Origin of the sequence: Streptomyces sp. NPDC056479 (assembly GCF_042795335.1) — a bacterium.
In the GTDB taxonomy this organism is placed as follows: domain Bacteria; phylum Actinomycetota; class Actinomycetes; order Streptomycetales; family Streptomycetaceae; genus Streptomyces.
Window position 1 is genome coordinate 252,360 of sequence record NZ_JBHTRZ010000013.1, and the last position, 13,564, is coordinate 265,923.

A 13,564-nucleotide genomic window follows, 5' to 3' on the forward strand; every position below is an offset into this window, starting at 1 on the left:
GCCCCTGAACCCGCACCCCTTCGTCCGGAGACCCCGTTGACCACCGCCGCCCTGACCCCCGAGATGGCTGCCCTCGGCATCGCCATAGGCCTGTTCTTCTCGCTGCTCTGCTATCTCACGACCAACCTGTCGCCCGGCGGCATGATCACCCCCGGCTGGCTCGCGCTCACCCTCATCGAGGACCTGCAGCGCGCGGTCATGGTCGTGGGTGTCACCGCCCTGACCTACGGCGGCACCAAGATCATGCAGCGGCTGGTGATCCTTTACGGCAAGCGGCTGTTCGCCGCGGTGGTGCTGCTGGGCGTGCTGCTGCAGGCCACGGTGATGATCGTGCTCTCGCTCGAGTTCCCGCTGCTGTACGGCAACCAGACGCTCGGCTTCATCGTGCCGGGCCTGATCGCCTACCAGATGGTCCGCCAGCCCAAGGGGGCCACGCTGCTGGCCACGGGCACCGTCTCCCTCATGGCCTACATCGTCGTCGCCGCCGGCCTGCTGCTCGGCGTCATGCCGACCGTCTGAGAACCGAGGAGCAAACGATGGCAGGGAAGAAGAAGTCGCGGCCCGTCGTCACGGGCCTGGTGCTGCTGGCACTCGTCGGCACCTCCGGCTACCTCACCGTGGAACTGCGCAAGCAGGACGAACAGGGTGTCACCGAGGTGCGCAACGTCGGCGTCCTGGAGGGCGGCCGCACCGGCGCCTCGGCGGACACCGGGAAGGAGACCTGGTCCCGGCTGGAGAACCCGGCGCGGTCCGTGCTGCGCGGGGCCGACGGCCAGATCAAGGCCACGTTCACGGACGGGGCGCGTACCGCGACCCTGGTCGGGCCGGCCCGCACCTTCCAGGAGCCGACCTCGACCGCGTCCAAGGTCAGCACGACGGACTGGGTGCGGCTGATGCCGGAGCCCTGGGCCAAGGGCGCGGAGCAGAAGAAGTGGTTCAAGGACTGGTACGCCGAGTTCAAGGACAGCAAGAAGGACGACATCTTCGCGTTCGCCTTCCAGTACGTGGCGGGCGCACCGGTGAAGAAGGACGCGCAGGGCACCGTCTACGCCGGTGACGCGAACTTCGGTCCGCTGAACACGACCGGGGCCGAGGGCGGCGACCTGCGCCTGGAGCAGTCCGACTTCTACGACTACCTCGGGGTGCAGTACCCGTTCCGGGACGGCGTCGTCGGGCAGCCGGAGGGCCTCAAGGCCCGTTCGATCGACTGCTCGGGCTTCATGCGCATGGTGCTGGGCTACCGGGCCCGCTACCCCCTGATGTCCTCGGACACCTCCGGCGACGGACTGCCCCGCACCGCCAACGGCATGGCCCGCTCCAAGCAGGGCGTCGACATCCTGCCGCTCGCCGGGATCTCGGCGAAGGACCGGCCCTCCGCCATCGACCAGCTGCAGCCGGGCGATCTCGTCTTCTTCAAGCTCGACACCCGCACCGGCGAGCGGCTCGACCATGTCGGCATGGTCCTCGGCCATGACACCGAGGGGCACCTGATCTTCGTGTCGAGCCGCGAGGAGGTCAACGGGCCCACCATCGGCGACGTCGGCGGAGTGTCCCGGCTCGACGGCAACGGGTACTACGCGAAGACGCTGCGCAGCGCGAAGCGGTTGTGAGCGGACGGCCGGCGACGGACGGGTCGCCGGCCGTCGCCGCTACTCGTTGGCGGCCGCGGAGGCCTGCGCCTCGCCGCGCCTGCGGATCTGGCGGAAGGTGAACTCCGCCAGGTCGTCGCCGGCCTGGAAGGCCTTGGTGTCCTTGTCCGTCATGTCCCGGCCGTTGGTGAAGCCGGTGATGGTGAAGTAGGCGTAACGGCCGTAGGAGTTGGAGGTCGAGCGGCAGACGGCCGACGTGCAGAAGTCCTTGACGCCCTTGCCCGAGAGGGACCTGACGATGTCCTTCTTGGTGTTGACCTGGCTCTTTACCTTGGCGGCCTGTGCCTCGGAGTCGAAGACGGCGACCCCGACCGTCACAGCGATGCCGTCCTTGAGGTAGGTGACGCGCAGGAAACGGGTGCAGTCGTTGGTGGTGAGGATCTTCGGGAGGCCGCCCTTGGTGACCGCGGAGCAGTTCTTCGTGTCGTCCGTCGGGCCCTTCTTGTACACCGTCTCGCCCATGGTCAGCTGCGTCCCCGGGAAGAGGATCTGAGCGCCGAGCGGGGCGGTGTCCTTGCTCTTGCTGGAGATGAAGTCCTTCGGGTCCAGCGGCGGCGGAGCACTCGTCGGCTCGAACGACGGCGCCGCGGCGGACTCGCCCGGCAGATCCGCCGTAGCGGGCAGGGTCGAAGCCGGCTTGTTGGCCTCGGAGTTGCCGTCGTTCGCCGACACCACGGCCACGGCCACGGCGGCACCGATGGCGACGGTGGCCAGCGCGCCGCCGCCGATGAACAGCAGCCGGCGCCGCTTGTTGCGGCTCTCGGATGCCTCGGCGAGAGCGGCCCAGTCCGGGGTCCCGTCGGCGCCGTCGTTCCACGGCTGCTGGGAATGCGGTGTCCAGGGATCCCACTGGGACTGGGGTCCCCCCTGCTGCCCATAGCTCATGGGGCGCATCTTAGACGGAGCTGAGGCGTGCCGGTCCGCCCCAAGAGGCGCACGGGCACCTGGCGTTCACACGCTGAGCGCGCGCAAAAGCGACATCTCTGGGTGGTTGGTACGACGTGCCATGTGGCATCTGTGGGCGATGCAGGGGTCGTGCCGGGGTCCTCGCGGTGCGGCGGCGCGTCTTCGGCGCGCCTTCAAGGGTGCGGTCACGTTGTGTGGTATGGCGATTACGATGGCGCGACTGCTGCCGGGAGCCCGTAAAATCGGGGTTGCCCAGCGGTAGCCGTCCCGTTTTGACCCAGCCACGGCGCCGCAGGTATCCTGCATGTTCGTTGTGTATTGGCTTGCTCATTCTCACGGGACGGGCCCTTACACCGGTCCACCGGGCCGATGACCAGCAACCCCACGTACGCGGTATGCGTCGCCGCAGTGGCTCAGGCTGTCGTGATCGTTTCGGTGACCTTGTCAGGACCATTCACTCGAAGCGAAGGCTACGAACCGTGCGTACGTACAGCCCCAAGCCCGGCGATGTGACGCGCCAGTGGCACGTCATTGACGCTCAGGACGTCGTCCTGGGCCGTCTCGCCAGCACCGCCGCCTCCATCCTGCGGGGCAAGCACAAGCCGATCTACGCGCCCCACGTCGACACCGGTGACTTCGTCATCATCATCAACGCCGACAAGGTGCACCTCTCCGGCAACAAGCGGACCCAGAAGATGGCGTACCGCCACTCCGGCTACCCGGGTGGTCTGCGCTCCGTCCGTTACGACGAGCTGCTCGACAAGAACCCCGAGAAGGCCATCGAGAAGGCCGTCAAGGGCATGCTCCCCAAGAACACGCTGGGCCGTCAGATGCTCTCGAAGCTGAAGGTCTACAAGGGTGACCAGCACCCGCACGGCGCGCAGCAGCCGCAGCCGTACGAGATCACCCAGGTCGCGCAGTAAGTCCGGCCACCCCCTAAGACTGAAGAGAATCTGAGGAGAATCGTGGCCGAGACCACCGTTGAGCAGCCGGTCGAAGAGACTGAGCTTGTCGACATCGACAGCTACACCACCGAGTCCGAGGTCCCCGTCGAGGGCGAGTACACCTCGGAGTCGCTCGCTTCCCGGTTCGGCGAGCCGCAGCCGGCCGCCGGCCTGGGCCGTCGCAAGAACGCCATCGCCCGCGTCCGGATCGTTCCGGGCACCGGCAAGTGGAAGATCAACGGTCGCACCCTTGAGGACTACTTCCCCAACAAGGTGCACCAGCAGGAAGTCAACGAGCCCTTCAAGGTGCTCGAGCTCGAGGGCCGTTACGACGTCATCGCCCGCATCGCCGGTGGCGGTGTCTCCGGCCAGGCCGGTGCGCTCCGTCTCGGTGTCGCCCGCGCGCTGAACGAGGCCGACGTCGACAACAACCGCGGCCCGCTGAAGAAGGCCGGCTTCCTCAAGCGCGACGACCGTGCGGTCGAGCGCAAGAAGGCCGGTCTCAAGAAGGCCCGCAAGGCCCCGCAGTACAGCAAGCGCTAAGCGCAAGCTGCCTCTGCACGTACTCCGGTACTCCGAACGCCCCGGCGGCACGCCACAGTGCCGCCGGGGCGTTCGTCTTATCACCGGGCTCGGGCGTATAACGGCACAAGACGTTCAAAGGCTTGTGTGATCCGATGCCCAGGCATGGAATGCCTGGAAGCGGCTGCCCTCGGCGGTGTGCGATACAGCGAGCGCCGGCTCCGCTTCCGGAATTGAAGTTTCCTCAGGAGGACAAGTGGGACGACTCTTCGGCACGGACGGCGTGCGTGGTGTCGCCAACGCGGATCTGACGGCCGAGATGGCGCTCGGTCTGTCCGTGGCGGCGGCGCACGTACTGGCCGAGGCGGGCACCTTCGCGGGCCACCGGCCGAAAGCGGTGGTCGGGCGGGACCCGCGCGCGTCCGGGGAGTTCCTGGAGGCCGCCGTGGTCGCGGGCCTCGCCAGCGCCGGCGTGGACGTCCTGCGCGTCGGTGTGCTGCCGACGCCGGCGGTGGCGTTCCTCACGGGCGCGCTCGGCGCCGACCTCGGTGTCATGCTCTCCGCCAGCCACAACGCCATGCCCGACAACGGCATCAAGTTCTTCGCCCGCGGCGGCCACAAGCTCGCCGACGAGCTGGAGGACAAGATCGAGGCCGTGTACGAGTCGCACCGCCACGGTGAGCCGTGGGAGCGGCCGACCGGCGCGGGCGTCGGACGGGTGCGGTCGTACGACGAGGGGTTCGAGGAGTACGTCGGCCATCTCCTCGGCGTATTGCCCAACCGGCTGGACGGGCTGAAGATCGTCCTCGACGAGGCGCACGGCGCCGCGGCGGGCGTCTCGCCGGAGGCGTTCACCCGGGCCGGGGCGGAGATCGTCACCATCGGTGCCGAGCCGGACGGGCTCAACATCAACGACGGCTGCGGGTCCACGCATCTGGACAAGCTGAAGGCCGCCGTCCGCGAGCACGGGGCCGACTTCGGCGTCGCGCACGACGGTGACGCCGACCGTTGCCTCGCCGTGGACCACACCGGCGACGAGGTGGACGGCGACCAGATCCTCGCCGTGCTCGCGCTCGCGATGCGGGAGCGGTCCGCCCTGCGGTCCGAGACCGTCGTGGCGACCGTGATGTCGAACCTCGGCTTCAAGCTGGCGATGGAGCGCGAGGGGCTGAAGCTGGTGCAGACCTCCGTCGGCGACCGGTATGTGCTGGAGGAGATGAAGGAGCACGGCTACGCCCTCGGCGGCGAGCAGTCCGGGCACGTCATCATCCTCGATCACGCGACGACCGGTGACGGCACGCTGACCGGGCTCCTGCTGGCGGCGCGGGTCGCGCAGACCGGTCGTACGCTGCGGGACCTCGCCGCCGTGATGGAGCGGCTGCCGCAGGTGCTGATCAATGTGCCCGACGTGGACAGGTCGCGGGTGAAGACGTCGGCGGAGCTCGCGGCGGCGGTCACGGACGCGGAGCGGGAACTCGGCTCCACGGGGCGGGTGTTGCTGCGGCCGTCCGGTACCGAGCCGTTGGTGCGGGTGATGGTCGAGGCGGCGGACATCGAACAGGCCCGGTCGGTGGCCGGACGGCTGGCCGATGTCGTGAAGTCGGCGCTGGGTTAGTTCCGGGGGCGCCGGGGCAGGTCTGGGCCGCCCCGGCGCGCAGTTCCGGGCCGCCGCTCTGGCGGCGCAACAAAGAGTGCGCATCCGGTAACGGGTTGTTTCACTTTCGTCGAGGGGGGTCTGCCCCGGCGGTATGCCTGGCGCTCCGCCTGGACGAAAGTGAGAGACACAGCATGAAGATCGTCAGCAGCACCCTGACGCGAGCGGTCGGTCCGGCCCTGGCCGCCGGTCTCGTCGTCACCGCGCTCGCCACCCCCGCGGCGGCCCAGACCCCCGGTTCCACCGCTCTCCGGATTTTCGGCAACGTCATCCTCAGCGCGCGTGCCAACGCGGTGAACGTCGTGACGGCCAGTGTCGCTGGGAGCAACATCCGGCTCACGGACACCTCGGGCGTCGCGGCGGGACCGGGTTGTCGTCAGGTGAACCCCACCACCGTCGACTGCCCCCTCCCTGCCACCCAGCTCGCGATCGGGCTGGGTGACCTGGGCGACAGCTTCAACGGGCAGGGCCTTTCGGTCCGCACCGTCGTCGATGCCGGTACGGGCGCCGACACCGTGAGGACCGGCAGCGGCAACGACACGATCGGCGTGAACGACGGTACGTCCGGCGACACGGTGACCTGTAACGGCGGCACCGACACGGTGTTCCGCGACGCCGGTGACACGATCCCCGTGGGCGCGGCCTGCGAGAGGGTCTTCTAGAGGCGGCCCGTCCTGGCCGTACGCTCGCGCTGCCTGGCCCACAGCCCCTTCTGGGCCAGCAGCGTGAGCGTGCCGGCCAGGACGATGCCCAGCAGGTTCAGCAGCAGCTGTCCGGTGGATCCCCAGGTCTGTTCGGTGTCGCCGTAGCTGAGGGCCACGGCCGCGTTGGCGGCGGCCGGGACCGTCGTGACGGAGATGGCGACGCCCACCAGGGCGCCGGACTTGGCGGAGGTCAGGGAGAGGGTGCCCGCGATGCCTGCCAGGACCGCCACGATGAACGAGAAGGCGTCGGGGGCGTAGACGAAGGCGGTGTTGGGCCGGTCGCCCTTCAGCTGATCCTCCGAGAAGAGATCCAGCGCCTCCATGAACCAGCTGAAGCCGACCGTCACCGCCATGGCGACGGCGAATCCGGCGATCAGCGCGATCAGCGAGCGCAGGGCGAGACGCGGATGGCGCTGCACCAGCGCCGTACTGAGCCCGGCCAGCGGCCCGAACTCCGGCCCTACGGCCATGGCGCCCACGATCAGGACCGCGTTGTCGAGCACGACACCGCAGGCCGCGATCATCGTGGCCAGCGTGAGGAAGGCGACGTAGGTGACGGAGAGGGTCGACTCCTCGTGCGTGGCGTCGGCGAGGTGCTCCCACAGCACCGCGTCCGCGCCCTCGCCCGGCGCTTCCTCCTCGGCCTTGTCGGCCCGCTTGGACAGCGACAGATCGATGTTCTCCACGGCGATCGATCCGCTCTTGTCGAGGTCCAACCGCCGCAGCGCGCCGATGAGTTCGTCACCCGCCTCGCGCGCCACGTCGCACAGGACGACGTCCCCGGACGGGTTGCGGGCGGCGCCCGGCAGTACGACCAGGTGTGTGGTGCCGACCGTCCGCTCGATGAGGCGGATCACCTCTTCGGTCCGGTCGGCCGGGGTGATCAGGCGCAGGTGCAGCATGACGCCTTTCTAACAGGCGCGCGTTACGGCCCTACAGCTTGCGCAGACTCAGCCGCTGCACCTTGTGGTCCGGGCCCTTGCGTACGACGAGGGTGGCCCGGCCGCGGGTGGGGGCGATGTTCTCCACCAGGTTGGGCTTGTTGATGGTCCGCCACATCGTGCGCGCGTAGTCGAGGGCCTCCTCCTCGGACACCTGGGTGTACTTGCGGAAGTACGAGGAGGGCTTCTGGAAGGCGGTCTCGCGCAGTCGCTTGAAACGGTTGAGGTACCAGCGCTCGATGTCCTCGGTGCGGGCGTCGACGTACACGCTGAAGTCGAAGTAGTCGGCGAGGCCGACCCGGGTGCGGCCGTCCTTGCCGGGGAGGGCGGGCTGCAGGACGTTCAGCCCCTCGACGATCAGGATGTCGGGCCGGCGGACGGTGAGTCGCTGGTCCGGGACGATGTCGTAGATCAGGTGGGAGTAGACGGGGGCGGTGACCTCGTCCTTGCCCGCCTTGATGTCGGCGACGAAGCGGGTGAGGGCTCGGCGGTCGAACGACTCGGGGAATCCCTTCCGCGACATCAGGCCGCGGGCCTGGAGCTCCTTGGTGGGCAGCAGGAAGCCGTCCGTGGTGACCAGCTCCACGCGCGGGTGCTCGGGCCAGCGGGAGAGCAGGGCCTGGAGGAGCCGGGCGACCGTGGACTTTCCTACGGCGACGGAACCGGCGACCCCTATGACGAACGGGGTGCCGGACTGGGAGCCCTGTTCGCCGAGGAAGGTGTTCAGCGCCCCTCTGAGGCCGTCGGTGGCGCCGACGTAGAGGTTGAGCAGGCGGGAGAGCGGGAGATAGATGTCCCGCACCTCGTCGAGGTCGATGACATCGCCGAGACCGCGCAGCTTCTCGACCTCCTCCGCGGTGAGCGGCAGCGGGGTCTTGTCGCGCAGCGCGCTCCACTCCGAACGGGTGAGGTCGACGTAGGGAGTCGCCTCCGGCCGCTGCCGGTGGGCGCTCCGGGGGATCGAGGAGACCGGAGAGATCACAGTCCATTGTTACGGGAGTACGAACGGACGGCGGGGTGGGATCCGTCACGCGGCCGCGATTTCCGGGCGAACCCGGACTAGGTGGGGAATGTCAGTGGCGTGCGTCACAGTTGTGGGAGAGGTGGACCCGGGCCGGGTCCATAACCCCGAGGGGTGACAGGGGTGACCCATGACGACGTATGCGATAGAGGCGGAAGGCCTGGTCAAGCGGTTCAAGGACACCGAGGCGCTGGCCGGGGTCGATCTGGGGGCCCGCAGGGGCTCGGTGCTGGGGCTGCTGGGCCCCAACGGCGCCGGGAAGACGACTGCGGTGCGGATCTTCGCCACGCTGCTCCAGCCCGACGGGGGCAGCGCCCGGGTGGCCGGCCATGACGTGGTCCGGGAGGCCGGGGTCGTACGGTCCATGGTGGGCCTGACCGGGCAGTACGCGGCGGTGGACGAGAACCTCACCGGCACCGAGAATCTGCTGCTCATCGGGCGCCTGCTGGGGTTGCCTCGACGGGAGGCGAAGGCGCGTGCGGCGGAGCTGCTGGAGCGCTTCCAGCTGGCGGACGCGGCCGGGCGGGCCGCGAAGACCTTCTCCGGAGGCATGCGCAGGCGTCTGGACCTCGCGGCCAGTCTGGTCGGACGGCCCAGCATCCTCTTCCTCGACGAGCCGACCACCGGCCTGGACCCGAACAGCCGAGGTGAGCTGTGGGACCTGCTGCGGGGCCTGGTCGCGGACGGTGCGACGGCCCTGCTGACCACGCAGTATCTGAACGAGGCCGATGTGCTCGCCGACGACATCGTGGTGATCGACAAGGGGCGGGTGATCGCCGAAGGCACCCCGGACCAGCTGAAGTCGCAGGTGGGCGGGCAGGTGCTGGAGCTGCGGCCGGTGCTGGGGCAGGACCTGGCGAGGGCGCATCAGCTGGTGGCCGGGGCTGCGGGGGCGGAGGCCCGTATCGAGGGCGAGATGGTCACCGCGCCGGTGAAGGACCCCGAGCTGATGCCGGCGGTCGTGCGAACGCTGGACCGGGAGGGGATAGCGGTGGGCGAGCTGGCCCTGCGGCGCTCGTCGCTGGACGAGGTGTTCCTGGCCCTGACCGGGCACCGTGCCGAGCCCGGCGAGCCGGAGGGGGACGGTGGGGCGGCCGTACGGGAGGACGAGGGTGAGCTGGAGAAGGCGGTGAGCGGGTCATGACCGCCACGAGCATCAGTGTGCCGATCACCAGGTCGGGGCGGGTGCGGCCGCTGGACGGGATGCGGCAGACCTTCACGATGGCTTGGCGAAGCCTGGTGGCGGTCAAGCACAACCCTCTCGAACTGGTCGACTACAGCATCACGCCCATCATGTTCGTGTTCCTCTTCACGTTCGTCCTGGGCGGGCAGATGGCCGGATCGCCGGAGGCGTATCTGAAGTACGCGCTGCCCGGGATCATCGTGCAGAACACGCTGTTCATGACGATGTACACGGCGATGGCCCTGAACACCGACCTCACCAAGGGCGTCTTCGACCGCCTGCGCAGCCTGCCGATCGCCCGCTCGGCCCCGCTCATCGGCCGCATCACCGCGGACCTCGCCAAGCATGTCTGGGCACTGGTGCTGATGATCGGCCTGGGGCTGCTGCTCGGCTTCCGGATCACCGGCGGGCTGGACGGGTTCCTGCTCGGGACGCTGCTGGTGGTGGTGTTCGCTGCCGCGGTGTCTTGGGGGGCGGTGCTGATCGGGATGCTGGCGGGGGACGCGGAGAAGGTGCAGGCCTTCGCCTTCACCATCATCTTCCCGATCACCTTCACCAGCAGCGCGTTCGTCCAGGTGGACACCATGCCGGGGTGGTTGCAGGCATGGAGCGACGTGAATCCGGTGACGCATCTCTCCGATGCCTTCCGGGGGTTGCTGCTGGGCGGTGCTGTGGCCGAGCCGGTGTTGTGGTCGTTGGTCTGGGCTGTGGGGATCGCGGTGGTGTTCTATCCGTTGGCCATGCGGGCCTATCGGGCAAAGACGTGAGGGGTGCGGTCGCCCGGGAACGGGGTCCGTCGGGGCGTTCGTACTGCCGTGGGAATTTCCGAAATCGGGCACGCTGCGGCCCTTTTGGGCGCCGTTTCAGTCGTAGGCTGCCGCGCATGTGTGGAATCGTGGGATACGTGGGGGCGCAGTCGGCGCTTGAGATCGTCACCGCCGGGCTGAAGCGGCTGGAGTACCGGGGGTATGACTCGGCGGGGGTCGCCGTCCTCGCGGATGGGGGACTCGCGGCCGCCAAGAAGGCCGGGAAGCTCGTCAATCTCGAGAAGGAGCTGACCGAGCGGCCGCTGCCGACGGGGAACACCGGGATCGGGCACACGAGGTGGGCCACTCATGGTGGGCCCACCGACGCCAACGCCCATCCGCATCTCGACAACGCCGGACGCGTCGCCGTCGTGCACAACGGGATCATCGAGAACTTCGCCGCTCTGCGGGCCGAGTTGGAGGAGCGGGGGCATGAACTCGGCTCCGAGACGGACACCGAGGTCGTCGCGCATCTGCTCGCCGAGGAGTTCTCGGGCTGTGCCGATCTCGCCGAGGCCATGCGGCTCGTGTGCCGGCGGCTGGAGGGGGCCTTCACGCTTGTTGCCGTGCACGCGGATGAACCCGACGTCGTGGTCGGGGCGCGGCGGAACTCGCCGCTCGTGGTGGGCGTGGGGGAAGGGGAGGCCTTTCTCGCCTCTGACGTCTCCGCGTTCATCGACCACACGCGGTCGGCGGTCGAGTTGGGGCAGGACCAGGTCGTCGAGTTGCGACGGGACGGGGTGACCGTCACCGGGTTCGACGGGCGGCCGGCGGATGTGCGGTCGTACCGCGTCGACTGGGACGCCGCCGCCGCGGAGAAGGGCGGTTACGACTACTTCATGCTCAAGGAGATCGCCGAGCAGCCCAAGGCGGTCGCCGACACCTTGCTGGGGCGCATCGACGCCGCCGGCTCCCTGACCCTGGACGAGGTCCGGATCAGCGCCTCCGAGCTGCGGGAGGTCGACAAAGTCGTCATCGTCGCCTGCGGTACGGCCTTTCACGCCGGGCTGATCGCCAAGTACGCCATCGAGCACTGGACTCGGATCCCGTGTGAGGTGGAGCTGGCGAGCGAGTTCCGGTACCGGGATCCGATCCTCGACCAGCAGACCCTCGTCATCGCCATCTCCCAGTCCGGGGAGACCATGGACACCCTCATGGCCCTGCGGCACGCCCGCGAGCAGGGCGCCAAGGTGCTGGCGATCTGCAACACCAACGGGTCCACCATTCCGCGTGAGTCGGACGCCGTGCTCTACACGCATGCCGGGCCGGAGGTCGCCGTTGCGTCCACCAAGGCGTTTCTGACCCAGCTCGTCGCCTGCTATCTCGTCGCGCTCTATCTGGGGCAGGTACGGGGCACCAAGTGGGGGGACGAGATCCATGTCGTCGTCCGGGATCTGTCGCACATCGGCAGTGACGTCGAGCGGGTCCTGGAGACCATGGAGCCCGTTCGGGCGCTGGCGCGGTCGCTCGCCCACAAGAACACGGTGCTCTTCCTCGGGCGGCATGTGGGATATCCCGTCGCCCTTGAGGGTGCTCTCAAGCTCAAGGAACTCGCCTATATGCATGCCGAGGGGTTCGCGGCGGGCGAGTTGAAGCATGGGCCCATCGCTCTCATCGAGGACGATCTGCCGGTGGTCGTCGTGGTGCCTTCGCCTCGGGGGCGGTCCGTTCTGCACGACAAGATCGTGTCCAACATGCAGGAGATCCGGGCGCGTGGGGCGCGGACCATCGTGATCGCGGAGGAGGGGGACGAGGCGGTGGTGCCGTACGCCGATCACCTGATCCGGATTCCGGCGACCCCGACCCTGCTCCAGCCCATGGTGGCCACGGTGCCGCTGCAGGTCTTCGCGTGTGAGCTGGCCACGGCCCGGGGGAACGAGGTGGATCAGCCTCGGAACCTGGCCAAGTCGGTGACGGTGGAGTAGGCGCGCTTCACGTTGTCGAGGACGGCCGCGAAGGCGAAGGCTCCGGCCGGTCGTCCGGCGCCTCCTCCCTCCACGTCGGCGCTTGCGGCATGAACCTGTGCTCCGCCGCATGGGCTGCCATGCGGGCGTTGCGGGCCTCTGCCTCCGGGCCGTCCGGGAGGTGGAACTCGGTGCCCGCCTGTGCGGAGCGGGACTGCATGCCGCTCGCGGTCGCCAGGCGGCGGTGGACGTAGGCGTCGAGGGCTTCGGGGACGGCGTCCGCCGCAGCGTTCCGTAACGCGTCGCCCAGCACCGCCGCGTCCAGGATCGCCTGGGCCGCACCCTGCGCCTGGAACGGGACCATCGCGTGGGCGCTGTCGCCCAGGAGGGTGACGCGTCCGACGTTCCAGTGGGCGAGGGGCGTGCGGGTGTAGATGCCGTAGCGGAAGACCCGGCCCGCGCGTTCGAGGACGGTGCGGACCCTGGGGTCCCAGCCGGTGAACGCGCGGAGCGGCTCGCCAGGGTCCGCCTGCGCCGTCCACGACTCCTGTGTGGCCGCTCCCGTGCTGAAGACGGCCACCACGTTGAGCAGTTCGCCGCGCCGCACCCAGTAGTGGACGAAGTGGCGGTCCGGGCCGAGCCAGGCGGCCAGCGGAGGGAGACCCAGATCGGCCACCTCGTCGGCGGGGAGCAGGGCCCGGTACGCGGCCGTACCCGAGAACACCGCCTCGTCCTTGCCGAAGAGCCACTGCCGGGCCGAGGAGCGGATGCCGTCGGCGGCCACCACCAGGTCGGCCTCCCAGCGCTCGCCCGTCGCCGTCGTCACCCGGGCCGAGTCGGTGTCCTGGTCGACGGCGACGACCGTCGTGTTCAGGCGAACCGCCTCCGGCGGCACCGCGGCGGCCAGTGCGCCGTGCAGATCCGCCCGGTGGATCACCAGGTACGGCGCCCCGAACTCCTCCTCCGCCTCGCGGCCCAGCGCGTAACGGCAGATCTCCGAGCCGTCCGACCAGGTGTGGAAGCTGACGTGGGCCGGGTGGGCGGCCTGTGCGGACACCTGGTCCAGTACGCCCAGGCGGCGCAGCTCCCTGGTGGCGTTGGGGGCGAGCTGGATGCCGGCGCCGATCTCCGAGAAGCGTTGTGCCTGCTCGAGCAGCGTCACGTCGACACCCGCCCGGCGCAGGCTCAGCGTCGCCGCCAGTCCGCCGATTCCCGCTCCCACGACGATCGCTCGCATCCCACGACCTCACTTCGCCGGACCTGCCCGCCGATTCACGTCCTGGTGCCGCTGGTCAACCTCGCGGAGGCGGCCGCGTCGGTCAACCCGTGC

13 protein-coding genes are annotated in these 13,564 nt (G+C 69.3%); 9 read left to right on the forward strand and 4 right to left on the reverse strand.

Annotated features, from left to right (window positions below; genetic code table 11):
- Window positions 1–36 precede the first annotated feature (36 nt).
- Window positions 37–519 (forward strand): poly-gamma-glutamate biosynthesis protein PgsC/CapC, encoded by a 483-nt coding sequence (locus ACFQ6S_RS40550; protein ID WP_383420685.1) that lies wholly within the window; start codon window positions 37–39, stop codon window positions 517–519.
- 17 nt (window positions 520–536) lie between these two features.
- Window positions 537–1,610 (forward strand): C40 family peptidase, encoded by a 1,074-nt coding sequence (locus ACFQ6S_RS40555; protein WP_383420687.1) that lies wholly within the window; start codon window positions 537–539, stop codon window positions 1,608–1,610.
- 39 nt (window positions 1,611–1,649) lie between these two features.
- On the opposite strand, the gene ACFQ6S_RS40560 is transcribed toward ACFQ6S_RS40555, so the two are convergent.
- On the reverse strand, window positions 1,650–2,534 hold the full coding sequence (locus ACFQ6S_RS40560; RefSeq protein ID WP_383420689.1) for a hypothetical protein: 885 nt from the start codon (window positions 2,532–2,534) through the stop codon (window positions 1,650–1,652).
- A 500-nt stretch (window positions 2,535–3,034) separates the two neighbouring features.
- Between ACFQ6S_RS40560 and rplM the strand changes: the two genes are divergently transcribed.
- From rplM to ACFQ6S_RS40580, 4 genes are all read left to right on the forward strand, one after another.
- Complete coding sequence (rplM, locus tag ACFQ6S_RS40565; protein WP_030046395.1) at window positions 3,035–3,478, forward strand: 50S ribosomal protein L13; 444 nt, start codon at window positions 3,035–3,037, stop codon at window positions 3,476–3,478.
- A 42-nt stretch (window positions 3,479–3,520) separates the two neighbouring features.
- Window positions 3,521–4,042: a 30S ribosomal protein S9 gene (gene rpsI / locus ACFQ6S_RS40570; RefSeq protein WP_030950653.1), complete on the forward strand. Its 522-nt coding sequence runs from the start codon at window positions 3,521–3,523 to the stop codon at window positions 4,040–4,042.
- Window positions 4,043–4,277: 235 nt separating this feature from the next.
- Window positions 4,278–5,636, forward strand: a complete 1,359-nt coding sequence (gene glmM, locus ACFQ6S_RS40575) for a phosphoglucosamine mutase (RefSeq protein WP_383420692.1) — start codon at window positions 4,278–4,280, stop codon at window positions 5,634–5,636.
- A 173-nt stretch (window positions 5,637–5,809) separates the two neighbouring features.
- Window positions 5,810–6,337, forward strand: a complete 528-nt coding sequence (locus tag ACFQ6S_RS40580; RefSeq protein WP_383420694.1) for a hypothetical protein — start codon at window positions 5,810–5,812, stop codon at window positions 6,335–6,337.
- On the opposite strand, the gene ACFQ6S_RS40585 is transcribed toward ACFQ6S_RS40580, so the two are convergent.
- Together ACFQ6S_RS40585 and coaA are read right to left on the reverse strand one after the other, a co-directional pair.
- Entirely contained in the window at window positions 6,334–7,281 is a 948-nt protein-coding gene (locus ACFQ6S_RS40585; protein WP_383420696.1) for a DUF389 domain-containing protein, read from the reverse strand. The two genes, ACFQ6S_RS40580 and ACFQ6S_RS40585, sit on opposite strands and share 4 nt — an antisense overlap.
- 31 nt (window positions 7,282–7,312) lie before the next feature.
- Window positions 7,313–8,302 carry a type I pantothenate kinase gene (gene coaA, locus ACFQ6S_RS40590; protein ID WP_383420698.1) on the reverse strand — a complete coding sequence of 330 codons (990 nt, stop codon included), beginning with the start codon at window positions 8,300–8,302 and terminating at the stop codon, window positions 7,313–7,315.
- Between the two features lie 169 nt (window positions 8,303–8,471).
- On the opposite strand from coaA, the gene ACFQ6S_RS40595 reads away from it, so the two are divergent.
- The 3 genes from ACFQ6S_RS40595 (at window position 8,472) to glmS (ending at window position 12,255) form a co-directional block, all read left to right on the forward strand.
- Window positions 8,472–9,485: an ATP-binding cassette domain-containing protein gene (locus ACFQ6S_RS40595; protein WP_383420700.1), complete on the forward strand. Its 1,014-nt coding sequence runs from the start codon at window positions 8,472–8,474 to the stop codon at window positions 9,483–9,485.
- Window positions 9,482–10,291, forward strand: a complete 810-nt coding sequence (locus ACFQ6S_RS40600) for an ABC transporter permease (RefSeq protein ID WP_383420702.1) — start codon at window positions 9,482–9,484, stop codon at window positions 10,289–10,291. Before ACFQ6S_RS40595 ends, ACFQ6S_RS40600 begins: the two co-directional genes overlap by 4 nt.
- A 116-nt stretch (window positions 10,292–10,407) precedes the next feature.
- Entirely contained in the window at window positions 10,408–12,255 is a 1,848-nt protein-coding gene (gene glmS / locus ACFQ6S_RS40605; RefSeq protein ID WP_383420704.1) for a glutamine--fructose-6-phosphate transaminase (isomerizing), read from the forward strand.
- 7 nt (window positions 12,256–12,262) lie between these two features.
- On the opposite strand, the gene ACFQ6S_RS40610 is transcribed toward glmS, so the two are convergent.
- Complete coding sequence (locus tag ACFQ6S_RS40610; RefSeq protein ID WP_383420706.1) at window positions 12,263–13,471, reverse strand: FAD-dependent monooxygenase; 1,209 nt, start codon at window positions 13,469–13,471, stop codon at window positions 12,263–12,265.
- Between the last annotated feature and the right edge of the window lie 93 nt (window positions 13,472–13,564).